Below are 24,369 nucleotides of genomic sequence, written 5' to 3' on the forward strand. Positions count from 1 at the left end.
TTCGTTCGGCGTAGGCGGCGCGGTGACGTCACGGGGGCTACACGCCCTTCGCGAGGGACGCGGAGTTGGTGACCGACCGCCAGCGGGCGACGAGGCCCTTGACGAGGGACACCGCGGCGCTGACTCCGCCGATGGCGGCGGCCTGCCACATGTGGCCGTCGAAGGGGGTGGTGACGACGACCCCACCGAGGAAGCCCTCGAGGAAGGTGGTCGTGACGCGCTCGGCGAGGTCTCTGCCGTAGGTGGCGGCGTTCTTCACGATGGTGTCGGTGCCGGGCAGGTTCAGAGAGGAGGACATGGGTGTGATCCGTTTCTCGGGGAGGGATCCGCCGGGCGCGGGTGCGCCCGGCGGAGCTACTTGGCGAGGCGGGCGGACAGGAGGTCAGCGACCTTGGCGGCGAGGGCGTCCAGGTCGACACCGCCGACCGCGAGCCCGTCGACCTTCTTGGTGAGCGCGTCGACCTTGGCCTCGATCTTCCGGCTAGTCAGCACGGCGGAGCTGAGGGCATAGCCTGCGGTCCACTGCTTGTTCGTGTCGTAGTCGCTGTTGTTGTACGGCGGCGCGGCGGCCGTGATGACGTCGGCCTTCCAGGCGGCCTCGCCGGCCTTCTTCAGGTCGTCTGCGCTGAGCGGCATGTCGTCCTCCTCGGGGGTCTGGCCGGCGGCGCGGGCGATCATCCCGGGCAGCACGACCTCCTTCAGTTGCTTGATGCGGGCCGGGCCGGGGCAGGCGTGCCCGTCGGGGTTCCACTCGGCGAACTGCTTGTGGTAGCCGACGCCCGGGTCTGATGGTGTGCGGCACAGGCGCAGGGGCATGCCGTGCGTGGTGTGCATCCACACGCCGAGCTTGATGAGCTCCTCGACCTGCTCGTCGGTCCACGGGTCGCTGGCGTTGACGTTGGACGCGGTCTCCACCGAGACGGCACCGGTGCCGTCGGCCCGGCGGTTGGCGCTGGCGTTGGCATCGGCCCGGGTCTCGGTGCCGATGTACTGGCCAAGGTCGCCGCTGTAGCCGAGACCGAAGTGCGACTCCAGGTTGGTGGAGTCGCGCCAGTACTCGTAGGTCCGCTTCGCGGTCCACGGACCTGCGATGGAGTGGCAGATGAGCTGCGTCGGACGGATGGCCTGCTGGCTGTCCGACTCCGGCTGCAGCTCCATCTTCTTGGCGCCTGGATACCAGGCCATGAGTCCTCCAGGGCGTGGAGCAGGGGTCAGGGGTCGATGCGGGTGAGCTTGATCCACGAACTCAGCCGCACGTTTGTGGCTGTGGCGTTCGATGTGTTCTGCGCCCAGACCACGGACAGGGTTCCGGCCGTGGTGGGGGTGATCTGGCCGTTCAGGACCACCTGGCTGAACTGGCCGCCGTTGACGCCGTAGCTTTGCGTGGTGCCGTCGACGGACTTACCGAAGAAGTTCGTGTTGGTGATCGACGCCGTGGTCGTGCCGGTGCCCATCCACGTGGCCATCGACAGCGTGCCCGAGTAGCTCAGGCCCACCTTGATGTCGCCCGTGCTGATGGCCGCGCCAGTGACGCTCAGGAAAGCTTCGATGATGTACGACACGAGCGCGTCGGCAGGGATCGAGATGGCCAGGTCAGGGTCCGCTGTCGCCGTCGTGTTTGACGAGCGGCTGGTGGTCGCCGGCTTATATGCGACCAGCGGCAGCATCTTGTTGAGGCCGCCTGCGGTGACGCGCTGGCCTGCGAGCCATGTCTGCACGTGGCCTCCTTACAGTCCGAGGATCATGGGTTGGGCCAGCCGGACATCGGCCGCCGCCGACTGAGCCTTGACGACGCCGTTGACGGAGCGGGTCACCGTGAACCTCTGCGGGTTGAGGACCTCGACGTTGTCGAATTGGACGAGGAACGGGAGCGTGTTGGTGTTGGCGCCGTCGAGGATGGTGCGGACCCCGATCGACCCGGCCGCCGGGAGCGTGCTATCCGAAGCCTCGGCGTGCCACCACGCAGGCTCCGGCGCACCCACCAGCCATGCGCGGGCCTGCAGCGACGACCCGAACACGCGCAGGCGCACGATCACCGGAGTGTTCGCGGCGTGCGTGAGGCCAGGCACGACGACGGTGGCGAGGTCGGTCTGCACGCTGGCCAGGCGGCGTTGTAGGACCAGGGTCACGGTTTGGTTGGTGTTGAACGACAACCGGGCGTAATAGTGGTCGTTGCCGCCGAGTGCCCGGGCGACGATGCCTCCGTACTGGGGGCCGCCGGTGGCCAGTGCCGGTGTCTGGAACTGCGCGCGCAGGTCCACGTTCGCGGCGGCCGCAGGGATCAGGGCGATCCGGCTGGAGTTGATCGCGGTGATGCTGATGCGGCCGGTGCCGCCGGTGACGGTGAAGTCGCCCGCGACGCCGCCGAACAGGGTGTAGGCGCCGCCGATGTCCGCGCTGCCCCAGCCGCTGGCGGAGGTGCGGCCGAAGGCGTCCAGGGCGCTGCTGGTGCAGGCGGTGACGGTCATCCGTTCCCCGGCGCAGGTCACGTCGAAGGGGAACTCGGCGGGTTGTCCGGCGGTGGTTACCCACAGGGGGCCGTCGGTGATGCTGACGTCCATGTCGGTTTCGGTGGTGGTGAGGTCTTCGGCCAGGACGGTGCCGTCGGTGTCGGCGCGGCCGTATGGGCCGCTGTTGTCGAGGAAGGTCACGTTCCATGGGGAGGCCGGGCTGCAGTTCGCGGTGACGCTGTATTCCTTGTTGCCGAGGGTCTCGTTGAAGCCCTGGGCAACCTGCTCGATCTGCCCGGGCGGGAGCCAAGCTGGGGGGTTGGTGATGATGATCCGGTCGCCGACGTCGAGCTCTTGCACGTCCGCGGACAGGGCGGTGTTGGCGGCGATGCGCGGGTTGGATAGATCCACGGTGACCTGCGGATACCGCTCCTCGTCGATCGTGCCCAGGTGGACGGCCCAGGCGGCCATGTCGGGCAGCGGGTCGTCGCTGTAGATGTTGACCGTGGTGGAGTCCGCGTACCTGCCGACGCCGTCGGGGGGTGCCTGCGTGGACAGCGGCCCGGTGGTCTCCTCGTACCGTGCGGAGGATCCGCCCGTGCGGACATAGGTGCGGTCGTTGCGGACGAGCTGGTCGTCATCTGTCGGCGACAGGTCACCGAACAGCTGGTTCTGGGCGTAGTTCAGGGTCAGGCACGCGTCCTGGGTGTACATGCTGGTGCGCGGCCGGTAGCCCAGGCCGAACGCATCCCGCGGCTCGTACAGCAGGCCGCCGTCGGCTTCCGCGCACTCCTGCAGCAGCGACACCAGCGTGGTCACGCCCTGCGGGCCCATCTCCGCGGTGTCGTCCAGGTCACCCCGCCACCGGAAAGCGATGCCCTCTTCGCGACACAGGCGCTGCACGCGGCGGCCGGCGGTCTCCTGCGTGTAGGCGGACAGTTCCTCGGTGAGGTCGAGGATGTTGGTGATGATGTCGTGCACGCTGACGTGGCCGACGACGGCCGCGCTGATGGTGGCGTCCGGGGAGATCACCACGCGGCTGACCCGGCCGGCGGTGCGGGACGTCGCGGTCTGGAGGAAGCTGCCGCCATCCCCGGTGCCGGCCTCGGTGGTGGCGAACGCGTAGTCCACGTCCGCGCCGTTCTCTTCGAACTGCATGCTGACACGGAGGCGGTTGCCGTTGTAGCTGGCGTTGACGCCCGTGGTGTTGATGAGGGTGCCGGCGTCGTCGTAGGCCTTCATTTCCAGGCCGCCGCTGGATGCGGTGGTGTACACCAGGTCGGCGCGGGCGAGGGTGCCGGTGAGGAAGACGCGGGCGATCACTGAGTTGTTGGCGAGGCCGCCTGTGGGGATGATCAGCAGGAATTTGACCTGGGTCTGGCCGGTCGGTGTGTAGAACGGCGGGCGGCCGGTCCAGATGCTGGAGCCCACTGTGGGGAGTGGCTCGGAGCAGGCGAAGCTGCTGTCCGTGGCGAGGGTGGGTGCGCCGACCCAGGTCATGGGGGTGCCGCCGGTGAGGGCGGACGCGAAGCTGGTGGCGGTGGAGCCGTCTTCGCAGGGCCAGTAGGCGAGCGGCGGGTCTGTGGCGGTTGGGGAGGTGATGCCGCGGTAGATGCTGGAGTGGATGGGCGATGCGCCCTGCTGCAGGCGGCGGAGGATGCCCGAGGCTTCGATGGGTGTCCAGATGTCGGTGCCGGAGGTGTCCCAGCGTTGCGGCCATTCGCTGATCTCGCCGTGGAAGCGGTAGCGGCGGTCGGTGAGCTCGGAGGGCTGGGCGATGGACCACAGCACCCCGGCGGAGTCGGTGAACGAACCAGCGCCCGGGGCCGGGATGGCGAAGTCGGGGTTGGCGACAACGCTTCCGGCGAGGCCGTTGCGGAGTTGGAAGGCGTGGACCCTGCCTACGCAGGCGGCCGCGTCTTCCAGGGTGTCGACGTGGGCGAACAGGGAGGGGACGTCGCCGACGGTGAGCGAGGTATTGCTGTTGAAGATCGACGTGGTCCCGGCTTGGACGACGGGGTCGCCGAGCTGCACCCACGTGCCGCCGATCGTGGACGCTGTGTAGAACGTGATCGTGCAGCCCGAGGCGCCGTTGTTGACGTCCAGCGTGGCGCGGACCGCCAGGTGCTTGTCGCCGGGCGCGGGCACCGGCAGCGTGGACGTGGCGAACCGGCGGGTCACGCTCGTGCCATCGGTGGACCACGCCAGCGAGAGACGTCCGTCCCGGCCGAGCTGCAGGGCCCAGCTGCGCTGGTCGACGGCAGGCGCGTACTGCCCGCACAGGTTCTGGTTGGAGCGCCAGGAGTCCAGCGACAGGTCGACGCGGATGTCGATGTCCCCCACCACGCTGATGCCGGCGGAGTCCGGGGCGGATGCGCCTTCGCCGCTGAAGCCGGTCATGCGCAAGTACGTCGCGCCGTAGGGGACGCTGACCCTCATCTGGGTGTTGCGGCCGATCGTGCCGTAGTAGGGGCCGACTGGGTTGCGGCTGGTGAAGCGTCCGTCGCGGTTGTTCAGGCTGAGGCTGCACCGAGAGGGGTTGATCGTGCCGCCCTCGTCCGTGCGGCCCCGACTGATGCCGATCATGCCGTCGCGGCGCATCACATAGTTCGGCGAGCTGATGCTCGTCCACGTGTCGCCGAGCAGCAGCTCGACCCGGATCCCGAGCACGTCCTGCGGGAACGCCATCAGATGCGCACCTTCCCCTGCCCGAGCACGCCCTGGACGTCGCCCCCGTTGATGCTGCGGATGACGTACGCCATCGGGTCGATGAGCTGCCGGGCGACCACCTTCCCGTCGAGGACGAGGTTGACCTGGATGACCTGCCCGCCACCCCCGCCACCGCCGCCGAGCATCTGCCGCGTCGCGCCAGCCGGGTACACCGTCGACCCATACGGGAGCCGGGCCAGCTCGGGGCCCTGCTCGCCCACCAGCGTCCACCCCGCACGGGGGCCGCCCGAAGCGGCGCCGATGATGCCGCCGGCCGCCTTGCCCTTCACCCCGAGCGCCCGCTCCAGCGTGCGCTCCAGCGAGGCCGTCGCCTTGGCCATGGCGGCCTCCAGGCGGTCCTGCTGCTTCTGCAGGCCCTTCACCACGACGTCAGCCGCTTTGAGGCTGGCGCCGTAGAACGCATCCGCTGTCGTCTTGCCCGCGCTGCTTGCGGCGCTCTTGAGCTGCGACTCCAGGGCGTTGATTTCCTTGATGTCCGCGGACGAGGCGCCGAGGAGGGTGCGGGCGGTGGCCAGGCCGCCGCCGCTGAGACCGGCCTGTGCGATCTCGCTGATGGACTGCCCGTTCAGGCCACGGGACTTGAGAGTGTTGAGTGCGGCCGCGAATTCCTTGGCCTCGTCGACATTCCCGGCCAGCCCAGACTTGATGCCGCCGAGGGTGACCAGGCCGCCGCCGCTGGCCATGCCGGTGATGTTGCCGGACGCCAGGATCCCGGAGGAGACCTGGCTGTTCAACTGCGCCGCGGCGTCCTTCAGGGACGACAGCTTGTCCTTGGCCTTGTCCAGCTCCGAGTTGACCTTCGTCAAAGCCTTCTCGTTCTTGATCAGACCGGATGCCGCGGAGTTCAGCGCCTTCAGCAGGCGGGACTCCGTCGCCCCCGCGGTCGCCCCCTTGATCAGGCTCCGCCACTTGTTCAGCGACGACACCAAATCACCGAGGGAGTCCGGGCTACCGAGACTGTTCGCGATCTCGCTGTTCTTGTAGCCCGCGCGCTGCCCGAAGTAGGAGATCGTCAGCAGACCCGCGGCCTCCGACCGGGCCTGCTTCCCCGCATCGCTCTTGACCAGACCACCCGAGGCGTACTTCGGCACCCGGTCCTCGTTGATGGCCTCCAGCAGCGGCAGGTACTTCCGCGCCTGCTTCTTCTTGACCATGAACTCGCCGCCCATGGCCAGGATCGGCACGTCGTCCCGGGTGCCGGAGCCGCCGGTCACCTCACCGCCGTCGGCGAACTTCGGCACACCGCCCGGGCCGGCGTGACCGGCGTAGGAGTAGACGGTGTGGATACCAACGTTCACGATCCGGCCGCGCAGCCCGTTGATCTTACGTTGCGCAGCCTCAAGCTTCCGCTGCAAGTCGGCGATGTCACCCCAGATCGCCGCCCGCTTCGACAGCGGGGCCCTCGCCAGACGGTCCCGGGCCTCTGCCAGCTTGGTCTTCAGGTCATTGATGTCCGCCTTCAGCAACGCGGTCTTGTTCGGCGTCGACAGGATCTGGTCGGCGAGCTTCTTCGCTTCCCCGCGGCTGTAGCCCATCGCCCGCGCCGCTTCAATGATCTTCGCCCGGCCGCGTTCGTAGACCGCGTTCACCGAAGACCAAGAGGCCCCCTCGTCGCGCTTCTTCGTCGCCAGGTCGTCCGTCGCCGACGCCAGCTGGCTCAGGGCATCACGGTTCGCTCGGCCCTTCTCAGTGCCGACATCGAGAGTGCGGCCGTTGTCCTTCAGCGACTTGGTGACGTTGTCGATCGCGGCCTCGAACTTCGTCTGCGCGTCAAACGCGCTGCGGTTCGTCTCGTTCAACGCCACGATCGACTGACGCAAACCATCCGCCGACCGCTTCTGCGCATCGAGCTTGGCCTGCACGTCAAGGGCCTGCTGCCCGAACACGCCCATGCTCTGCGCAGCCAGCTCCTGCTCGAACGCCACGTCGGCGAGCGCCGACTTGTAGCCGTCGAGCTGAGACTTCACCTCATCCGCCGTGAAGCCCTGCTTCTTCAGCTTCGCGATCGCCATCTCCAGAGCGGACGCCGCCAGGTCCGCCTTACCGCCCTTGACCAGGTTCGACAGCGCCTCGTCCAGGCCCTGGAACGCGGTCTTCGCGTCGGCGACCGGCGTGGAGTCCATGCCGATCAGCTGGGTGAGGAACTGCTGCGTCTTGTCCAGATTGCTCGGCCGGGAGAGGGTACGCAGCGCGTCACCCAGCTTCCCGAAGTCCGACCCAAATACCCGGGCGGCCTCTCCGGACACCTTTCCCGACTGGGCCAGCTTGCCCAGCGAGGTGGTTAGCCGGTCGACGTTCGGTGGCGCTTCCTTCCCGATGTTCGACAGGCGCGTCAGGATCAGCGCCAGCGCGGCGATGCCGGCCACCACGACGGTCGCCCGGGCCACCGTGCCCAGGGAGAGGAACGCCGCCCGCAGGCCGGCGAGGCCACCGCCGGCTGCCACGGATGCTGCGCGCAGCGCGGTGAGCCTGGTGCCGAGGGCGGTGACGCTGGTGGTGACGGCGCCGATCCCGAGGCCCGCAAGCTTGATCAGTTTGAAGGCGGTGTACACCTGCAGGAGGTTCGCCAGCAGCGACGTCGGAACGGCGGACACGAGCTTGGCCAAGGTGTTGACCAGGGTCAGCAGCCCGGGCCCGGCCTCGGCGGCCGCTTCCAGCAGGTGCGTGACCGCCTCGGAGATGCTGCTCAGCGTTTGGCGGACCTGGGGGCCGTTGGCGCGGGCGTAGTCCATGAACGCCGCGATGGGCCCGTTCGCGCGGCCCTCGGACAGGACCCGGGAGAAGTGGATGAGGTCGTCGGTCGCTTCCTTCAGCGTGCGCTGGGAGAAGCCCTCGAACCGCTTGACCAGGGCGTCGAACCCGCTCGAGTTGACGCCGCCCGCGGCCGCGGTGACGAGGCGGTCCAGCTGCGTGCTGGTGTCGCGGACGAGGGGGTTGAGCTTGGGCAGCAGTGCCCCGAACGTTGCGAAGCTCTTGGTCAGCACGGGCATGGTGTCGCCCGCCAGGCCGTTTGACCACTGCTTATAGGAGTCCTTGAGGACCAGGAACGCGGCCGCCGCGCGCTTCGTGGGCCCGGGCAGGGTGTTCAGCGACTCCGCGGCCGCGTCCTGCGCCTCCGCCGCCTGCTTGCTCGCCGCCCCGTACTTGCTCACCGCGTCGCCGGCCTTCTTCTGCGCGTCCGACGCGTCCTTGAGGGCACCCAGCTGCGGGATGAGCGCCGCGGTGAACGCCGTCAGCGCCACCGCACCGGCACCGAACCCGGCCGCGATGGGGCCCGCCTGCGCCGCGATCGGGATGAGCGCCGGCGCCAGGCTGATGGCGACCTTCTTCAGGTCATTCAGTGCCTGGCTCCCGCGGCCGGCCGACGTCGAAACGCTGCCGAGGCTTCCGCGCAGGCCACCGAGAGACGACCCGGTACGGGTGGCGCTGGTGTGGAGGTCGTCCAGGTCGGTGCGCAGCGTGCGGGTGCGGGTGGCCAGGGTCTCCAGGCGACCGTCAGCGGTCTGGGCGCGGGTGTTGAGGGAGCGCAGGCCGGTGTTAGCGCCATCCAGGCGGGAGCGGAGCTCGCCGAGGCTGCCAGCGGCCAGGTTGGTGCGGGAGTGGAGGCCGCGCAGCGAGTGCTCAGCCCGGTCCGCAGCGGCCTGCAAGACCAGCAGCGCGGCGGCGGCCGCGGAGGACTTCGTGGCCAGGGTGGTGAGCGCCTGACCGGCGTCCTTCGCGGAGTCCTTCAGACGGCGGAGGGAGGTGTTGACGGCGGCCAGGCCGCTACCGGTGTCGTTGGAGACGCGGACACTGATCTGGATGTCATTGCCCATAGCCGCCGTCGCCTCCCTCCATGTCGGGTGTGCCGAGTCGTTCGATTTCGATCAGGTGGAGCAGCTCGGAGTCCTCGGCGAACACCTCCGAGGGGAGCTTGTGGAAGCGGTCGCAGAGGCCGAGGATCAAGCGGGCACGCTGGAAGGCGGCAGGAGGCTGGACAGTGCTTCCATCGGGATGGACTCCACCTGGGACGGCTCGCCAGAGGGCGAGCTGCTCGGCAAAGGGCCGCTCTCGTCCACCTTTCCGCCAAGCACATCCATCCACTGCGTGGCCAGCGCGAGCGCCAGGTCGTTATCAATGGCGAACAGCGACTCCCGCGTCGCCGGCAGCGGGGTGCCGTCCTCGGCTTCGAGGTTCCAGGAGATGAGAGAGTCCCCGAACTCCTCCAGCTGGCGGACGATGGCGCTGCGGTCGTCGCCGTCGGCGTCGGTGTAGCCCATGAGCGTCAGGTACTCGTGGAGGCTCTTCCCGCGCGCGTACGCGACGGGGAACTCCTCGTCCTGGCCGAACTCCTTGTGGCCCTGGAGGCTGACCTCGAGGCGGCGGGTGGTCTTGCGGTATCCCATGCGATGCTCCTTAGGCCCAGGTGGGGACGGTGCCGTCGGCGAGGGAGAGCGGCACGGAGAACGTGAGCTCGCCGGAGTCGGCGCGGGTGAGCTGGTAGTCGGTGGGGAGCATCTCCATCGCCAGCGTCACGCCGTTGACGGTCTGTGTGACGGTCCGCGCCACCGAGGTGGAGGACACGGTCTTGAAGACGTCGTGCGACTGGTTCGCGGCGGCGTTGAACACCCCGTTCAGGGTGACGGAGCCGTCGGCCAGGAGCAGGATCCGCTCGTTCGCGCTCTTGTCGACGCCGGTGACGTCCTGGACACCCCTGGGGGTGCTCATCTGCCAGTTGGTGATGTCGTTCTTGATGGCGCGCGCGGTGCCGGCCGCGTCGTCCACCGAGAGAGTTGTCTGTCCGAGGCCAGATGCCTTCGCCATGGCTCAGTTCCCTTCTGCTCTGTCGGCGTTCGCCCCGACGGGCTGCCGCTCTTCGATCCACTTGGCCTCGTTGTCCCGGTCGGGGGCGAGGGAGCCGAACATCCTGCGCACTCCGTCCCGGCCCACCCAGCCCTTGTGGAAGTGCGTCGGGTGGGTGATGGAGTAGCCGCTGGCGCTGACCGTCACCTGGTGCACGGCCTTGCCTGCGTCCACCAGCTCGTAGAGGCGGTCGCCGGGGTTGACGATCAGCAGGGTGAAGCTCTTGGGCCCCAGCACTCGCGACAGGTGCGGCCCGTCGTCGGGGATGTCGTGCACGAGCGAGGGAGTCGCCGCCTCGAAGTCGTCGTATTCATCGGACAGGTCAACCCCGTCGACGATGAGCCGCCCACCGGTGCTCTTCGCCATTCCCATCACCCCTTCGCGATCTCGTCAGCGAGGCGCTGCTGGTGGCCAGCGAAGTCCTCGACCCAGTTGTCCGGGTTGTGGTGCAGCCGGGCCGCCGTGCCGCGGGGATTCCCGCGGTGGTCGCCGTCCCGGACGACGTACAGCGGCGGTCGGCCGACCTGGATGCGGTGCGTCTTGGCGCGGAAGCACGGCTGGCCCGGTTCGAACAGCAGCCAGGTCTCCCCCTCCGCGACGCGCCATTCGTGGTAGCGGCGGCCGCTGTTCTTCGCGTCGTGGAGCAGGTCGGGCGTGAGGTTCTCGACGCGGACGCCCCAGCCCTCCTCGTAGTGCGGGCACTGGACCTCAGCACACGTGGCCGGGCGCCAGTGCGAAGCGAGCGGCTGCAGCACCTGGTAGGTCTTGTAGGCGGCCGGCTGCATGAGCGGGTCGGGGCGGGATACCTGCATCAGAACGTCACCCCAGCAATCTGGTTCTTGATCACGTTGACGGCGAACTGGACGTTGGTGAATCCGCCGGTGGTGACGGTGACCGCGCGCAGGTAGCGGCGCAGCGTCGACACGTTGGAGATGACGATGCGCTCCGCGGTCGGGGTGTTCGTTGTGATCTGGGTGAAGGCGAACCCGACGACGTCAGCGAAGGTCGCGTTATCCGCCGAATCCTGGATCTTGACGGTGACGTCGGTGCCCGTGAACGCGAACAGCTGCAGGTACGCCTGGCCGCCGAAGCTGACGGACGCCGTAGTGTCGATGCTCGTGCCGAGCGTCGCGCCCGTGTCGGTACGGATCCCAGCAGTGAGCTGCTGGCCCCACTCGATGCCGAACCCGTTGGACTGCGCCTCGACCCCGAACGTCAACGAGCCGTCGTCGCCCCTGGTCGGGTCGTACCCGATCTGCTTCGACACCATCGACGCGGCCGGGTCGCCCACCGTGGTGCCACGGCAGTACGTGAGGTGCACATCGGTACGCGGCAGCGCCGACAGCTTCTCGTGCGTGGCCGGCGTGACCGAGTCGTGGTTGAAGAAGCTGGTGGTCTCGATCCGCCCGGACAGCAGGCCACCCTTGCGCTCGTACGCGGCCTTGTCGATGCCGGTGAACGGCAGGACAGCCGGGCCGCCGCCGATCGCGCCGAGCGCCATGATGTCGCCGCTGGCGTTGAAGCCGTGGACGTACAGGTTGTCGCCGAGGCCGCCGGTCTTCGCCATTACTCCTCCTCGTCCCACAGGTCGTTGACGATCAGCGGCAGCGTGATCGTCATGACGCGGGACACGGCCCCGCTCAAGTTGAGGTAGCCCGCGCGCGCCTGCAGCCCGGGCCCGTAGATGCCACGCACGTCGACCTGGCGGACCAGGCCGTCGAGGGTGAAGTCGCCGACGTACGCCCGGATCAGGTCGTCGGTCGCCGACACCATGTGCGGGTCGATCACGTCACGCGGCAGTTGATCGTTGCTGGTGTAGATCCGCACGTACAGGGCCAGGCGTACCGACGTGGAGTCCAGGCCCGAGCCACGGATCGGCGCGATGTCATCGACCCACACCGCGGCAGTCAGCCCGCGGCCAGGGGCGTTCTCCAGCTGCTCGTAGCTGTTAACCGTGTCGAACCAGCCGCCCGAGGCAGCGTGGCTGATGGCCTTGTCGAGGATGTCGGCGATCGCGAGCGGGGTCTCTGCCATGGGTCACCCCCTCATCTCGGGGAGGTGACGCTGCACGGCGCGCTCAGCGATCTCCGGGCCGCGTGTGGCGACCATGTCCTTGGTCTTGCGCCAGTGGCCGTAGCCGGGGAACCCGGGGCGGGGCCGGTTGCGGGTGCCGACGCCCTCCAGCCACGGCCCGTACACCACGCCGTCGTCGTGGACCAGGGCGGTGTCCGAGGAGACCAGCTCGGTCTTGACGTGCTCCTCGTAGTAGCCGGTCGGGTTCTTGAAGGTGGCGCCCATGAGGGACAGGGCGTAGTCCTCTGCGAACTCGGCGATGTCATCGCGGGCGTCGTCGCAGGCGCGCTGCATGGCGCGCTCCGCGCCGCCGTCGAAGAGGGGGCCGGTCATGCGGATCTCGACGTCGCTCATACGACCCTCACCCGCCCCTTACGGCCGTGCGAGGTGTACACCTGCTCGCGCAGGTCGATGAGCGCGTCCAAAGTGGCGGCCTTCCCGCCACCGGTGCCGCTGGTGATCGTGCGCGCCCATCCGGCGCGGGACTGCAGCAGGGCGCTCTCGGCTTCGGCGATGCACAGCTCGTTTACGGGGCCGGGCCAGTCGAAGCGCTGCACGGTGGCCCCGTTGGAGTGGACCGCCGCGGTGGTGCCGAGGACACCGCGTGCGACGGTCAGCAGCCGAGGGGCGTAGACCGTGGCGCCAGCCGTGTGCGCGGCCAGGGGCAGGCCGTCGTACTGCCGCTCCACGATCAGGCTGTTGCCGACGGTGTCGGTGACGTGCATCTTCTCCGAGTCGATCAGCACGGTCTCACCCGCCGCGACCCCGGGGCCGCTGAGCGGGATCAGAACGGTCTTCATGCTGGCGTCGACGTTGGCGGCCAGCGTCAGGCCGGTGTCGGCCTGCGCCCGCTCGGTGACGATGACCCGCTCGGTGTCGATCCGCAGGAGTGAGCCGACGCCGACCGCTGCCGAAGCTGGCCCGTCGACCGTGATGGTGTTCGCGGCCGTGGTGCCGATCCCGGCCGCGAGGGTGCCGGCCGTGGTCTCGTCATTCCGGTACCCGTACAGGCCGAGTACCGCAATGTCGCGCTGGGTGGACGGGCCGCCGCCGAACGCTGCGTTGCTGTCGAGGTTGAGTTCCAGCATCGTGTACGGCGGGTCGTCCCGGTTGTCGGCGCGGCGCAGGAAGTAGTTGGCGGCGTCGATGACCTGGCCGCCGGTGAGCAGCTGCTCGACGGAGATGAGCTCGTTGCTGTCGAGCCTCAGCCGCCAGGGCGCCGTGCCCTGCCCGTTGGGCCAGTCCCAGGAGCGGGTCGCCAACTCGGGGTAGAACCGGCGGTGGAGTAGGCCCTCGATGGAGCGAGAGGAAGCGCCCAGCGCACGGTCGATCGCGGCGTTGGCGCCGGCCGTCTCCTTCACTCCGAGGGAGCGCTTGAGGTCCTCGCGGGTTGCGTACCAGGGCTGCACGGGGCTACCTCCTTTCTCAGTTGCGGGTGCTGACGTGGCCGGTGCGGCGGTTGCCCGCTGCCCAGGTCGAGCCGTCGAACGGGCAGTACAGTTCGCCGTGCGGGCCGCCCCGGAGCGGCTCGCCGCAGTCGAGACAGGCCACGGGGTCGCGTTGGAGTTCCTCGCGGCGCAGCTGCTCGCCTTCGCGGAGGATGTCGAGGAGCCCGTACCACGACCCTTGTTCCGGGGCGCCTGGTACGCGGCCGTGCGCCGTTCCGGTGAGCGCGCCAAAGGTGGCGGTGGCGGACCCGATCACGACCGACGGTGAAGACACAGTTCCGACAAGCCCCCCAAGTTGGGCGGCCGCGGAGCCGATGACGATGCGCCGTCCGGTGGCGCTGCTGGTCAACTGGCCGCCCACAAGTGCGGCGGTGCCGATGACCTTCCGCGTGCCGCTTGCTGTACCGCTCATCGCGCTGAACAGACCTGCAGCCGTGCCGGTAACCCGGCGGGTGCCGGCCGCCGTGCCAGTGAGGCCGGCGAACGCGGCTGCTGCCGAGCCGGTGACGACGTTCCCGATCGGCGGGTCATCCTCAGTGCTCAGCGCCGTCGTCCCGGCGACGAGGTTCCGACCATTGCCGGAGATGTCGCTGATGTTCGTCAGCAGCGGCCAGTTCGCCCACACCCCGGAGGTACGGACGATCGTGGTCGAAGCCCACTCGGCCTCAATTTCGGCCTGCGACAGAACAGCGGACCACACGCGGACGTAGGCCAGTCCGCCGTTGAACCACTCGCCCGCATCGCCGGCGGATCGGCCGAACAGTGTGAGCCCGTCGGGAGTGCCACCGCCGGACACCTGGCCGGTGGCGACGTTCGTCGATCCACCGATGGTCTTGGTGTAGATCTTTCCGTCGGTGGCGCCTGTTCCGGCGACTGTGACGGCGAGCATGCGCCAGGTGTCGACTGCGAGCGAGTCAGTGCCGATGATGCCGCTCGTGTTGCCGGGGCTCACGACGACCGGGGTGGTGCCGCTGCTACCGGTCGCAATGTTGATTGAGGTCGACCCGCCGGATGACGAGTGCAGGCGCAGCATCGTTGAGAAGGTGTCGAGGTCGACCCTCAGCCGCGCCCAGAAGGTGGCCGTGAACGCCGTTGCGGGGGCGGGTGGGGCGCTGGCTGTGTAGCTGACGCGGTCGCTGGCCTGGTCGGCGCGCTGGGACATTCTTGGTCACCTCCTTTCGGGCTGGGCTGTTGGGTGGTTAGGACGCGACGGGCAGTGTGAGGACGAGGGTTCCGGCGGGGATGGTGAAGGTGTCGCCGCTGGTGACGGCGTTGGCGGTGATCGTGCCGGAGCCGCCGAAGGTTCCGCCCGAGGATGCGGTCCACATGGAGAAGTGGGTGTAGTCCTCGGTGCCCGCCACCGCGGTCCACACGGCGTCCGCGCTCGTGGCCTTCGATGCACCGGATGCCGCGGCGAAGCTCGGGTTCTTCCGGGTCGTCTCGGTCGCCGGGTTCGCGGTGCCCGCTGCGCCGGGTGCGCCGACGTGCAGCTTGAGCCACGGGTAGGCGGTGACCTGGGCGTCCAGGGCGCTGTTGGCGGCGGCGGTGGAGAAGCCTTCGGCCATGGCCTACTCCGTGTCCTGCGCGTCGTCGTCGCGGAGGCGCTGCACGAGGTCGTCCCGCTTCCCGCTCTTGGGCAGGCCGCGCTCGGTGAGCTGATCCTTGAGCTGCTCGACGGTCCAGTCCTCGTAGCCCGACTCAGCGGGCGCCTCAGGGCTGGCCTCCGCTGGCGCGTGCTCGCTCGCCTCGGCGTTGGCGGCGTCGTTGCTGGGCCCGCCGTGAAGTGTGACCTTGGCCATCTCCTGTTCCTCCTCCTGCGGCTGGGTGGCTTCGTTGACCCGCACGACCGATCCGCACTGCGGACACTTCGGGGCGCCCACGGAGTACTTCGCGGTGCACTCGGCGCACTCCCACAGGGCCATGTCAGACCGCCATCGCCGGGAGGTTCGCCGGGGCGCGCCCGGTACCCAGGTCGCGCTGGATCGCCGTGACCGCACCCGCACCGGTCGACGTGAGCTTCACGTACCGGTAGCCGTCCGACAGCGACGTGCCCTCCACCTCGACGACCGCCGCGTTCTGCGTCGCCGCCGCGGCGGTGACCATCGTCGCGGCCGCCGCCTGAGTCCGCCGGGTCCACGCGTCGCTGCCGTTGCCGGTGTTCGTGTGGTACTCGGTGATGATCGCCAGGTTCTGCGCGCCGGTACCGGCCGCGTCCTTAGCCTCCTGCAGCGTGTACGTGTCGCCGACCGCGCCCGTGAGGAAGCACGAGAACGTGACACCGGCGGCTGAGCCCCGCAGGGCGATCCACACGCCGTCCGCAGCGGGGGTGACGTTGATGATCCTGCCAAGCGCCTTCTGCGACATGGCCCTTCTCCTGTCTGTGGGTGCGAAGCCGGGGCGACACTGCCGGCCCGGTGGAAGCCGGCGGCGGGGTGTGAATGCCGCCGCCGGCCAGGGGGGTTAGGCAGCCAGCTCGATGAACGGGGAGAGCTTGTTGCTGCTGCCGTTCTGCGGGGTGATCGCCGACTGGATCCACGGGCGGCCGTCGACGCGCTGGATGATCCGGAACGTGGTCTTGTCCGCGCCGAACTGGTAGTCCGTGCTGGAGTCAGCGGTCATGACCTGCCGGTCGCCGACCAGGTAGTAAGACAGGTCGACGAAGGCGAGGTCGCCTCGGGTGCCGAGCGCGCCGGCCTTCTCGGTGATGATCAGCGGGCGGCCGAAGATGGTCATCGGCATGCCGGCCGCGGCGTTGACGACGAACACGCTGTTGCCGCCGGTGCCGACGGTCAGCGACATCTGCAGGAGCTGCGGGAGGGCGTCCGGGGAGCACATCCACACGGCGCGCGACAGGCTGGAGGGCAGCATCTGCGCGAACATGTTGACGATGTCCGTGTACTTGATCTGGCTAGCGGTGGTGCGGGTCACGGCGATCGCAGCCGCGTTGCCTGCGCCGCGGAAGCCGAGGGGCTCGCCCGTTCCGCTGCCGGTCTGGAACTTGGCGTCCTCCTCGAACGCGAGGGCCTGCGGCCACAGCGTCTCGATGAGCGCGGAGAACGAGGTAATGCTGTCCTGCAGCAGCTCGTTCGGCACTGCGGACAGACCGGTGAGCTTCTTCGCGTCGAGCGTGACCCTGCCGAACTTCGGGCTGGAGTCCTGGAGCGGCGCGCCTTCCTCGCCCCAGAAGGCGACCATGCCGCCGAAGACCGACCCGGAGTTGGTGGTGGTGTCGATCATCGGGAACGGCACGCGGGCGGAGTCCATCGGGACGACGGTGGCCAGCGGGCGGACGACGGACAGCTCCAGGGCGAGCTGCAGCAGCTGTGAGCGCAGGGTCTCCGGGACGAGGAACCCGCCGTCGGCGGGGCTGACGCTACTCGCGGCGTTGCGGAGTGCGTCGAGCTTGCCCGCGTCGGCCTTGGGGTTGCGGTGCCAGATCGTGTTGACGTAGTCGATGGAGTCGGTGAAGTGGCTGTCGACCTGGGCGCCGATGGCCTTCGGGTTGTGCGCGGTGGCCTGCCGGTGCGAGGTCAGCATGCCGCCGCCGCGCTTGGCCTGCGGGTCCAGGTCGAGGCGCTGGATGCCGTCCTTGCCGAGCTTGTCCATGCCGTTCTCGCGCATCATCTGCGCGAAGACGCGCTGCGTCTCCTCGGCGACGAGCCGGTTGAGGTCGGTGCCCTCGCCCTGCAGGGCGTTGCCGTACGCGGTGATGAACTCGGTCAGGGACTCTCGCGAGGCCATGACCTCCTTCAGCTTCGCGCCGTCCGCCAGCATCTCCGCGAGCTCGCCGGAGTTGCGCGGGATGGTCATCGTGGGTGCCACTTGGGTGCCTCCTTCAGGCGTCCGTCGCCGCGCTGGACGACGCGTCGGTGGTCAGGTGGGAGACGAGCGCGGCCCAGTCGTCCTGGTCCGGCGTGAGGAGATGGGCGACGACGTGCTCCCACGCGCTGTCGTCCTCGGTGCCGTCGGCCGCCTGGTCGTGGACCGGTTCGGGCTCAACGGGGTCTGTGTCGTCGGCCTGGGTGGCCGTCGTATCGGGGTCGGCTTCTGCGGTGGGCTCGGCCGGCGCCTCGGGATCGGCAGCAGATTGGGCGTCATCGCGGATCAGGTTCCGCAGCGGGGTGATGAGGGACTCGGCGAGGACCTTGCCGTCGAGGTGGAGCTGCACCTGGACTGGCGACTGCTGCTCCGGTTCGGTGGCGGCCGGGCCGCCGGTGTAGCCGAACGCCTTCAGATCGAAAGGCTGTCGCATCTCCGGCTCGGCGGCGGCCTGCTTCGCGGACTGGCCGACCTCGTCCGCGAGGCCTGCGTCAACGGCCTCCTGCGCCAGGTACCAGGACTCCGCCTGCATCGCGGCGCGCCACTCATCGCGGGTGCCGCCTGCCCGGGAGGCGTACACGTCGGCGATGTTGTCGGACAGTTTGGCGAGGAGGTCGGCCATCTCCTGCATGTCGGCGGCGTTGCCCATGCACACGCCGGACGCGTCGTGGATCATCAGCGTCGATTGGGGCATCATCACCAGCCGGTCACCGGCCATCGCAATGACCGAGGCGATCGACGCCGCAATGCCGTCGACCTGCACGGTCACCTGCGCCGGGTGGTTACGGATGGCGTTCGCGATCGTGATGCCCTCGAACACCGACCCGCCCGGGCTGTTGATGCGCAGCTTCAGGTTCGGGGCCGTGACCGACCGCAGGTCCGCGACGAAGTCCTCCGCGCCGGTCCCCCACCAGCCGCCGATCTCGTCGTAGATCAGCATCTCCGCTTCGTCGTCCGAGGTGGCGTTCGTGATGCGGTACCAGGAGCGATCCTCACCGTGGGGTTCGGTGCTGCGCGCAGGCCCGACAGTGACGCCGGCAGCGACCAGCTGCGCGACAGTCGCTCCGGCGGCGGACATGTGCTGGGCGGCGGCGAGGAAGTCCCGCCGCGTGTGACGGGCGCTCACTCGTCGTCCTCCTTCGTCTTCCGCCGCTTGATGACTTTGCAGCGGCAGTCGTTGCCGTACTCGGCGCCGACGCAGTGCACGTAGCCGGAGCCGCCGGGGTAGTCCTTGTAGGCGTCCCGTCGGTTGCGGTAGACCTTGCCGTCGTTGTCCGCGCAGGGCTTGCAGGTGTTGTCGTCGATCTCGGCGACGGCTTCCCACCGCATGGCGTCCTCGACGTCCGGGACCTCCTGGTCGTCACCGTCGCCACCGAGAAGCTCCGCTACCGCTTCCCCCCATTCGATGTCCACGTCTGTAGACGCGGACGAAGCGGGCAGCGAGAGTCGGGCTTGCGGCCGCTGAGCCGCCGCCAGGGAGTTCGCGGCACCCTCGGGCAGCTGGAAGCCGAGCATCGGCAGGATCATCGGCGCCAGCGTCGGCGCGCGCGTGACCAGCTTGATGAGGAGCTCCCGGTCCGGGTCCGCGTCCGGCTGCCCGAACGGGATCGCCGGCAGGCCCACGGCCTCCAGGACGGCTGGGCCGTAGGCGCCGGCTTCCACCAGGTCTCTCACGGCGGACGCGCGGGCGGTGAGGAGCTTGCCCTCCAGTTCGGCGTCCTCGGGGACGGGGTTGTCGAAGTCGAACTCCAGGCCCTCCGCGGTCGGCCCGTACATGGGTAGGAGCCTGGTGTTCAGGGCCTCGCGGGTGCGGGTGAGCCGGGTCTTGACGAGCCAGCGGGCGAAGACTGCGTCGGCTGCGTCGGCGTTGGCCCGGTTGACGTCGTCGACGGCGCCGAGCAGAGGCTTGGGGAACCCGAATGCCTCGCGGACGGTCTCGCGGGACGCGTCGCGCAGCTCGGCGAACTGCATGTCTCGCATCGTGTACTTGCGGTCGACCCACTCCAGGCCGTTCTCCAGGACGCCGACCCGGTGCGCGTTGGCGAGGCCGCGGTGTTGCTCGGCCCAGCGGGTGCGGAACTCTTCGAACTCCTCGTCGGACAGGCGCTTGTCGACCTGGACGATGCCGCCCGGCTCAGCGCTGTTGCGGAAGAACGCGGCGTTCCACTCGGCGGAGGCCCGGGTGGCGTCGAGGTCGATGAGGATGGTCTGCACCGCGCCCATGCCCCGGTAGGGGTCCATGGGGTTCGGGCGCCGCTGGAAGATCACCTCGTCCCGGCCGAGCGGGATCCGCTCCCCGGACGGGCCGCGGTAGACGTAGCCGGTGAGGAATTCTTCGGGATCCGGGACGGGTTGCATGCGGTCCGGGCGGGCGAACCACAGCTCGAGGGGGATGTCGAACCGCTCGTGCTTGCTGATGATCCACCACTGTTCGCCGGTCAGTTCCTCGTGTTGCTGGGTGGACTCGCGGAACTGGGGGCCGGTCATGAACTCGTTCGGGCTGTTCCACAGGTCCAGTGCTGCGTGCGAAGTGACCTCGACTCGGTCCTCGTCACGGCCGGACTTGGCCTTGCGGTACAGGTGCCACTCGACCTGGGAATAGCTGGTGATGATGCGGTCGACGATCGCGTAGAGGGTGCCGACGCCGCCCATGGCCCGCATCTGGGCTTCTTGGCCGGCGGGGTGGGCGATGGGTACGCCGAGGCTGCCGCGGGCTCCGGCGGTGGCGTAAGGGACGGGGGTGCGGTTGAGGACGGTGGCGATGCTCTGACCGAGGGAGCCGAGGAGGGACCTGCCCACCGCCCCGCCTCCCTCCGGTCAGTCGCCCTTGGCGAGGTGCCAGTCGAGGACGACGGCGAGGACGCCGGCCACAACCAGACCGAGCCATAGGCCAACGCGCATGCCCAGCCCAATCGAGATCAGTGTAAATCCTCCTGTCAAGACGAGTGGTGACCGAAGATTTTTCACCCTGGGGAGGGTCATGCGTCGCATCGTCGTAAATCCTTCCGTCCGTTACACCCAGCGCAGCCGCGGCCGGCCACCCAGATCCCGCTCCGCGACCACATAGCGCATCGTGTCCATGCCGTGGTCGTTCTCCTTGACGGGCGCTTCCTTCGGCGGCTTCTCGTCTGCCTGTGCCTTCGCCGTGCCCCGGTCCCACACGTAGCCGACGATCTCCTCCACCGTGCAGGTGGGGCGTTTCGCTGCCTCCAGCGCCTTGTCCTTCTCCACCAGCGAGTCCCGCAGAATGTACAGGCGGGGCTTGCCGTCGCCTGCGGGCTTGAGCCGGGTCTGCCCGGCCTGCAAGCCGTCGGACACCGACTTCTTCGCTGCCACGGTCGACATGCCCAGGTGCTTCTCCAGCGTCGCCCGGTCCTCGGCATCGTGGTCGCAGATGATCGCCCGCGGCTTCGGCTCGGTCCACTCCAGGCGGCACGCCTCACAGTCATGGCAGTCGTGGCCACGGGCCTTGGACTTGCAGCACCCGGCGCAGCGCCGGACCTCGCGCAAGATGTTCTTGGCGTGGTCCTCGACGAGGCGCTTGGTGCAGTAGATCTCCCGGTACAGGTACAGCCGTCCGTCGGGGTCCTCGGCCCAGCACTGCAGGACGAAGGGGTTGGTGTACCCGAAGTCCACGCTCCACCAGCGGGTCCAGGAGTCAGGGATGTCGAAGCGGTCGAGCAGGTGCTTGGACTCGTCCCAGCCTTCGTAGATCAGGCCTTCTGCGGCAACCCACTGGCCGTGGCGCAGGCGCTGTTTGCGGACGCCGGTGAGCCGGTCGAGGGTGCCGATGTACGCCCGGCCTTCCATGGTGAGGGCGCCGTCCGGGGCGAACAGGCGCGGGTTGTCCTCGTGTCGGCAGTGCAGCATGGTCGTGGCGCCCTTGTTGCAGCGCTGCTTGAGCCAGTGGGTGGGGATGTCGGGGTTGCAGTCGGCCATGAGCTGCTGGAAGGAGACCTTGCCGTTGCGGAGGCGGGTGGTGATGTTCTCCCAGTCGGTGGTCGTCAGCTCGATGGCTTCCTGCACGTAGACCACGTCGTACTCCGAAGACATGATCTTCGTGGGCTTGTCCATCCCACCGATCATGATCCGGCTGCCGTTGGTGTACCGGTACTGCGGCGGCTCCTCGGCCGAACCCCCGTAGAACTGCACCAACCCGGTCGCCAGCGCCTCCTTCGCGACGTGCTCCCGCCACGTCACCAGCGCCGTCGACCCCAGCGACTCGCGGGTCTTCCGCACGATCAGCCCGCGCATCCCGCCGTTCACCAGGGCCATCGTGTGCAGCTTCTCCAGGCACGCCCGCGACTTGCCCGTGCCGGCCGGACCGGACAGCAGCACCTCCGGTTCACGGCAGTCGAACAGCGCCCTCGCCGCCCCGCGCGGCTCGTAGACGTGCTCGACCACCGCTGTCACTTCAGCTGCTCCACGTCCACGCCGACGACGGAGTACTTGACCTCTCCGCCAAGGGTGACCTGCTGCGGGGCGTTGAGGCCGTCAAGCTGGGCGAGGCGCTCGGTGATGCGGACCATGCGGTCGACCGCCTGGAGCACGGGGGCGTCGTCGACGAGTGGCACTTCCTGCTGCGTGTCCGGGTCCTTGACGGTGATGACCTTGCCGTGGGAGACGGTCACATGCTGGCGGTCGGCGACCTCGGCGGCCCGCTCGTACAGGTACTCCAGGCGGGAGCGCAGCTTGTCGCGGGCCTCTTTGGCGGGCTCTTCGATGATCGCGCGCATCGCGTTCTGAACGTCGTCGTAGGCGGTGCGCAGGTCGCAGCCGAGTTCTTTGGCGATGCGGCGGTAGGTGTAGCCGCGGTTGTACAGCTCGCAGGCTTTGGCTTCGCGTTCGGCGGTCTCGGTGGTGCGCCGGAACTGGCCTCTGCCGTCGCGGACCTGGCCGCTGTCGCTGGCTTCGTTACCGGTAGTCATGGTGTGATGGTAATGGCGATGGCAAGGTGGAGGGCCCGCCCCGGGCGGTCGGGGCGGGCCCTCAGTCGTGCGTGGCGCGGGCTACTTGCCTCGGAGGACGTCGTCGACCATGCCCTCCGTCAGTGCCTTCATCAAGTCGTCGCCGGTGTCCTGCTGGATGTGCTCGCCGCCGTGCGCGACGACCAGGCCGTACACCAGCTCCTGCGGCACGTAGCCGTACAGGCGGCGCTCGGCCGGCGCCTCGCCGTCGGCGGTGAACTCCGCCCAGGTGTCCGGGGCGGTGCCCGGCTCCATCAGGTACACCTCCAGGTGCGTGTACGGGCCGGCGTAGTCCTCGGGGGCGTTGCCGAGGCCGTGGCTCATGGGGCGCGGGGTGGAGTAAGCGCCGGGTCCGGCGTGGACGGAGATGACCGTGTCGTCGGTGAGACGGATCTTGCGGGGCAGACGGCCCATGCCGTGGGCGGTGATGTGGTCGAGACGGTCGGTGTGGATCACGTGCGCTCCTTCTCAGGCGGCGAGCAGCAGGCGTGCGGCCAGCTGGTGGTAGCAGCGGGAGCCCTTCAGGCCGGCGGGGCAGGTGCAGCCGGTGGGGGCGGTCTTATAGGTCTCGGTGCCGTCGGTGGAGACGGTCAGGAAGACGACACTGCGGAGGGGGATGATCGCACCGTCGGCGATGAGTTCGCGGGCGGAGGCGATCTGGTGGGGCTTGAAGTCGGTTCCGGCGTTGGCGTGGCGGATCTTGGCGGCGCAGGTGGGGCCGTAGCCGGTGGCGCGGCTCTTGGCGCTGGTGAGGGTGCGGCCGCAGCGGAGGCAGTTGGTGTGGTCGATGGTGCTGGCCATTGGGTCCCCCTGGTGCGGCGCTCCCTTACGTGACCAATGTTGGCCTACCCAGTAGGCTTAGTCAAGGCACTTGGCCTACTCGATTGGCCAATCTTGTGGGAGACTCCTCCCTATGGACACCGCCAAGCTCGAACTCGCAGCCCAGCGCTACCGCGACGCCGAAGCCGCCCTCGACGCCGCCCGCACCGACCTGCAGACCGAGGCCGTCGCTTACCTACAGGGCACCACCGAGCGCGGTGCGCAGGCCTCCGTCGTCCGCATCACCGGCTGGACCCGCGAGTATGTCCGGCGCCTGGTGAAGAGCAGCCAGGAGCAGGGCAGATGAGCGGCATCCCTGAAGAGCACACGTTCTTCTGGGTGATCGTCAGCGTCGCGGTGCCCGCCTACATGTTCTACGTCGGCGGCGCATGGGCCGACGTGGGGCTCTGGGTGCTGGGCGCTGTCGTAGTCGGCTGGATCGCCTACTTCTCCAGGCCGACCTGATGCCGAACCTGGACCGCTCCGTCGCCTGCGACTGCGGCCACCCCCAGCCCGAACAGGACGTCGGCCACCGGCTCGTCTGCGCCATGCTGGACCGCCGTCTCGCCCACCTCAGCCGCGATGACCGGGCCCGCATCGACGCGGTCATGGACGGGCTGGAGGGCCTGGCCGACGACGGCTGGACGGGGACCGTTGCCATCACGCCGCCGGCGGCCGGCCGGAAGGAGACTGATCGTGAGCGATGACCTGGTGGCGTTCCTGGAAGCCCGGTACGCCGAGGCGACGTGGATAGACCGTCAGTTCGGGTCAGACGGCATGAACACGCACTTGAGGGAGGCCGACCGCGCCAACCCCTTCTGCGCCCTGATGCGCTGCTTCTTGGACATCTCCAACAGACCCGTGATCAGGGCATGGGCCGCATAACGCGGGTGATCCGGATCCCCAACATCACGCGGCCATGGGTCACGGCGCACACCAAGATCCAGCCCACGCACTTGATCGACTGGCAGCGTCCAGACGGAGTCCGTTTCAGCGTGGGTTACATCCGCTGGGTCAAGACCCTCTTCCTGCACCACGGAGTCCAGGTACACGGACGTACCATCCGTATCCGGGCTGAAAGCCGCGCTACTGGGGCCGATTACCTCCCCGGTGTCCGAGTCCCTGACCATCAGACTGGGATTGAAGGCCGGCACCCAGCGCAGGACGAGCTCCTCATCCGGGATCGTCGGGTCGTCTTCGCCCGCCACGGTCCCATCCCCC

The 24,369-nt window shown here is 68.9% G+C and carries 30 protein-coding genes; 3 read left to right on the plus strand and 27 right to left on the minus strand.

All coding sequences use genetic code 11. The features are described 5' to 3' along the window. Window positions 1–37 precede the first annotated feature (37 nt). The 26 genes from PV350_RS04670 to PV350_RS04795 all read right to left on the minus strand — a co-directional run bounded on the left by PV350_RS04670 (window position 38) and on the right by PV350_RS04795 (window position 23,130). Entirely contained in the window at window positions 38–298 is a 261-nt protein-coding gene (locus tag PV350_RS04670) for a hypothetical protein (protein ID WP_500332922.1), read from the minus strand. Between the two features lie 56 nt (window positions 299–354). Further along, window positions 355–1,185: a peptidoglycan recognition protein family protein gene (locus PV350_RS04675; RefSeq protein WP_500332923.1), complete on the minus strand. Its 831-nt coding sequence runs from the start codon at window positions 1,183–1,185 to the stop codon at window positions 355–357. Between the two features lie 26 nt (window positions 1,186–1,211). After that, window positions 1,212–1,718: a hypothetical protein gene (locus PV350_RS04680; RefSeq protein ID WP_500332924.1), complete on the minus strand. Its 507-nt coding sequence runs from the start codon at window positions 1,716–1,718 to the stop codon at window positions 1,212–1,214. A 9-nt stretch (window positions 1,719–1,727) separates the two neighbouring features. Continuing rightward, complete coding sequence (locus PV350_RS04685) at window positions 1,728–5,138, minus strand: hypothetical protein (protein WP_500332925.1); 3,411 nt, start codon at window positions 5,136–5,138, stop codon at window positions 1,728–1,730. Then, on the minus strand, window positions 5,138–8,827 hold the full coding sequence (locus tag PV350_RS04690) for a coiled-coil domain-containing protein (RefSeq protein ID WP_500332926.1): 3,690 nt from the start codon (window positions 8,825–8,827) through the stop codon (window positions 5,138–5,140). Before PV350_RS04690 ends, PV350_RS04685 begins: the two co-directional genes overlap by 1 nt. 157 nt (window positions 8,828–8,984) lie before the next feature. Continuing rightward, window positions 8,985–9,125 carry a hypothetical protein gene (locus tag PV350_RS04695; RefSeq protein ID WP_500332927.1) on the minus strand — a complete coding sequence of 47 codons (141 nt, stop codon included), beginning with the start codon at window positions 9,123–9,125 and terminating at the stop codon, window positions 8,985–8,987. Further along, on the minus strand, window positions 9,122–9,565 hold the full coding sequence (locus PV350_RS04700; protein WP_500332928.1) for a hypothetical protein: 444 nt from the start codon (window positions 9,563–9,565) through the stop codon (window positions 9,122–9,124). Before PV350_RS04700 ends, PV350_RS04695 begins: the two co-directional genes overlap by 4 nt. 10 nt (window positions 9,566–9,575) lie before the next feature. Then, window positions 9,576–9,983: a hypothetical protein gene (locus PV350_RS04705; protein ID WP_500332929.1), complete on the minus strand. Its 408-nt coding sequence runs from the start codon at window positions 9,981–9,983 to the stop codon at window positions 9,576–9,578. A 3-nt stretch (window positions 9,984–9,986) separates the two neighbouring features. After that, window positions 9,987–10,388 carry a hypothetical protein gene (locus PV350_RS04710; protein ID WP_500332930.1) on the minus strand — a complete coding sequence of 134 codons (402 nt, stop codon included), beginning with the start codon at window positions 10,386–10,388 and terminating at the stop codon, window positions 9,987–9,989. Window positions 10,389–10,393: 5 nt separating this feature from the next. Beyond that, the gene (locus PV350_RS04715; RefSeq protein WP_500332931.1) at window positions 10,394–10,834 is read right to left on the minus strand and encodes a hypothetical protein; all 441 of its coding nucleotides are present in this window, start codon (window positions 10,832–10,834) and stop codon (window positions 10,394–10,396) included. Beyond that, entirely contained in the window at window positions 10,834–11,589 is a 756-nt protein-coding gene (locus tag PV350_RS04720; RefSeq protein WP_500332932.1) for a hypothetical protein, read from the minus strand. Before PV350_RS04720 ends, PV350_RS04715 begins: the two co-directional genes overlap by 1 nt. Further along, a complete protein-coding gene (locus tag PV350_RS04725; RefSeq protein ID WP_500332933.1) occupies window positions 11,589–12,056 on the minus strand; it encodes a hypothetical protein in 468 nt (155 codons plus the stop codon). The genes PV350_RS04720 and PV350_RS04725 overlap by 1 nt, the downstream gene beginning before the upstream one ends. Window positions 12,057–12,059: 3 nt before the next feature. Further along, window positions 12,060–12,449: a hypothetical protein gene (locus PV350_RS04730; RefSeq protein ID WP_500332934.1), complete on the minus strand. Its 390-nt coding sequence runs from the start codon at window positions 12,447–12,449 to the stop codon at window positions 12,060–12,062. Further along, on the minus strand, window positions 12,446–13,504 hold the full coding sequence (locus PV350_RS04735) for a hypothetical protein (RefSeq protein WP_500332935.1): 1,059 nt from the start codon (window positions 13,502–13,504) through the stop codon (window positions 12,446–12,448). The genes PV350_RS04730 and PV350_RS04735 overlap by 4 nt, the downstream gene beginning before the upstream one ends. A 16-nt stretch (window positions 13,505–13,520) precedes the next feature. Next, the gene (locus PV350_RS04740; RefSeq protein WP_500332936.1) at window positions 13,521–14,705 is read right to left on the minus strand and encodes a LamG-like jellyroll fold domain-containing protein; all 1,185 of its coding nucleotides are present in this window, start codon (window positions 14,703–14,705) and stop codon (window positions 13,521–13,523) included. A gap of 37 nt (window positions 14,706–14,742) precedes the next feature. After that, entirely contained in the window at window positions 14,743–15,108 is a 366-nt protein-coding gene (locus PV350_RS04745; RefSeq protein ID WP_500332937.1) for a phage tail fiber protein, read from the minus strand. A 3-nt stretch (window positions 15,109–15,111) separates the two neighbouring features. Then, entirely contained in the window at window positions 15,112–15,465 is a 354-nt protein-coding gene (locus PV350_RS04750; protein WP_500332938.1) for an SAP domain-containing protein, read from the minus strand. A 1-nt stretch (window position 15,466) separates the two neighbouring features. Beyond that, window positions 15,467–15,907 (minus strand): hypothetical protein, encoded by a 441-nt coding sequence (locus PV350_RS04755; protein ID WP_500332939.1) that lies wholly within the window; start codon window positions 15,905–15,907, stop codon window positions 15,467–15,469. Between the two features lie 96 nt (window positions 15,908–16,003). Further along, window positions 16,004–17,365: a phage major capsid protein gene (locus PV350_RS04760; protein WP_500332940.1), complete on the minus strand. Its 1,362-nt coding sequence runs from the start codon at window positions 17,363–17,365 to the stop codon at window positions 16,004–16,006. 13 nt (window positions 17,366–17,378) lie between these two features. Further along, a complete protein-coding gene (locus PV350_RS04765; protein WP_500332941.1) occupies window positions 17,379–18,488 on the minus strand; it encodes a head maturation protease, ClpP-related in 1,110 nt (369 codons plus the stop codon). Further along, a complete protein-coding gene (locus PV350_RS04770; RefSeq protein ID WP_500332942.1) occupies window positions 18,485–20,161 on the minus strand; it encodes a phage portal protein in 1,677 nt (558 codons plus the stop codon). Before PV350_RS04770 ends, PV350_RS04765 begins: the two co-directional genes overlap by 4 nt. Window positions 20,162–20,179: 18 nt before the next feature. Beyond that, window positions 20,180–20,344, minus strand: a complete 165-nt coding sequence (locus PV350_RS04775) for a hypothetical protein (RefSeq protein WP_500332943.1) — start codon at window positions 20,342–20,344, stop codon at window positions 20,180–20,182. A gap of 30 nt (window positions 20,345–20,374) precedes the next feature. Next, entirely contained in the window at window positions 20,375–21,775 is a 1,401-nt protein-coding gene (locus PV350_RS04780; RefSeq protein ID WP_500332944.1) for a phage terminase large subunit, read from the minus strand. Beyond that, the gene (locus PV350_RS04785; protein ID WP_500332945.1) at window positions 21,772–22,290 is read right to left on the minus strand and encodes a hypothetical protein; all 519 of its coding nucleotides are present in this window, start codon (window positions 22,288–22,290) and stop codon (window positions 21,772–21,774) included. Before PV350_RS04785 ends, PV350_RS04780 begins: the two co-directional genes overlap by 4 nt. A gap of 81 nt (window positions 22,291–22,371) precedes the next feature. Continuing rightward, window positions 22,372–22,785 carry a hypothetical protein gene (locus PV350_RS04790; RefSeq protein WP_500332946.1) on the minus strand — a complete coding sequence of 138 codons (414 nt, stop codon included), beginning with the start codon at window positions 22,783–22,785 and terminating at the stop codon, window positions 22,372–22,374. A gap of 12 nt (window positions 22,786–22,797) precedes the next feature. After that, the gene (locus PV350_RS04795) at window positions 22,798–23,130 is read right to left on the minus strand and encodes a DUF6011 domain-containing protein (RefSeq protein ID WP_500332947.1); all 333 of its coding nucleotides are present in this window, start codon (window positions 23,128–23,130) and stop codon (window positions 22,798–22,800) included. Window positions 23,131–23,242: 112 nt separating this feature from the next. Here PV350_RS04795 and PV350_RS04800 point away from each other — a divergent pair, with 112 nt between their 5' ends. Genes PV350_RS04800 through PV350_RS04810 form a run of 3 tightly spaced genes read left to right on the plus strand, consistent with a single transcriptional unit; the run spans window position 23,243 to window position 23,855 of the window. Then, the gene (locus PV350_RS04800) at window positions 23,243–23,455 is read left to right on the plus strand and encodes a hypothetical protein (protein WP_500332948.1); all 213 of its coding nucleotides are present in this window, start codon (window positions 23,243–23,245) and stop codon (window positions 23,453–23,455) included. Next, on the plus strand, window positions 23,452–23,613 hold the full coding sequence (locus PV350_RS04805; protein WP_500332949.1) for a hypothetical protein: 162 nt from the start codon (window positions 23,452–23,454) through the stop codon (window positions 23,611–23,613). Before PV350_RS04800 ends, PV350_RS04805 begins: the two co-directional genes overlap by 4 nt. Next, complete coding sequence (locus tag PV350_RS04810) at window positions 23,613–23,855, plus strand: hypothetical protein (protein ID WP_500332950.1); 243 nt, start codon at window positions 23,613–23,615, stop codon at window positions 23,853–23,855. The genes PV350_RS04805 and PV350_RS04810 overlap by 1 nt, the downstream gene beginning before the upstream one ends. Before the next feature lie 51 nt (window positions 23,856–23,906). Here the strand turns inward: PV350_RS04810 and PV350_RS04815 are convergent, their stop codons facing one another. Then, a complete protein-coding gene (locus PV350_RS04815; protein WP_500332952.1) occupies window positions 23,907–24,356 on the minus strand; it encodes a hypothetical protein in 450 nt (149 codons plus the stop codon). Window positions 24,357–24,369: the final 13 nt, after the last annotated feature.

It is taken from the genome of Streptomyces sp. PA03-6a (assembly GCF_033792765.1).
GTDB lineage: Bacteria > Actinomycetota > Actinomycetes > Streptomycetales > Streptomycetaceae > Actinacidiphila.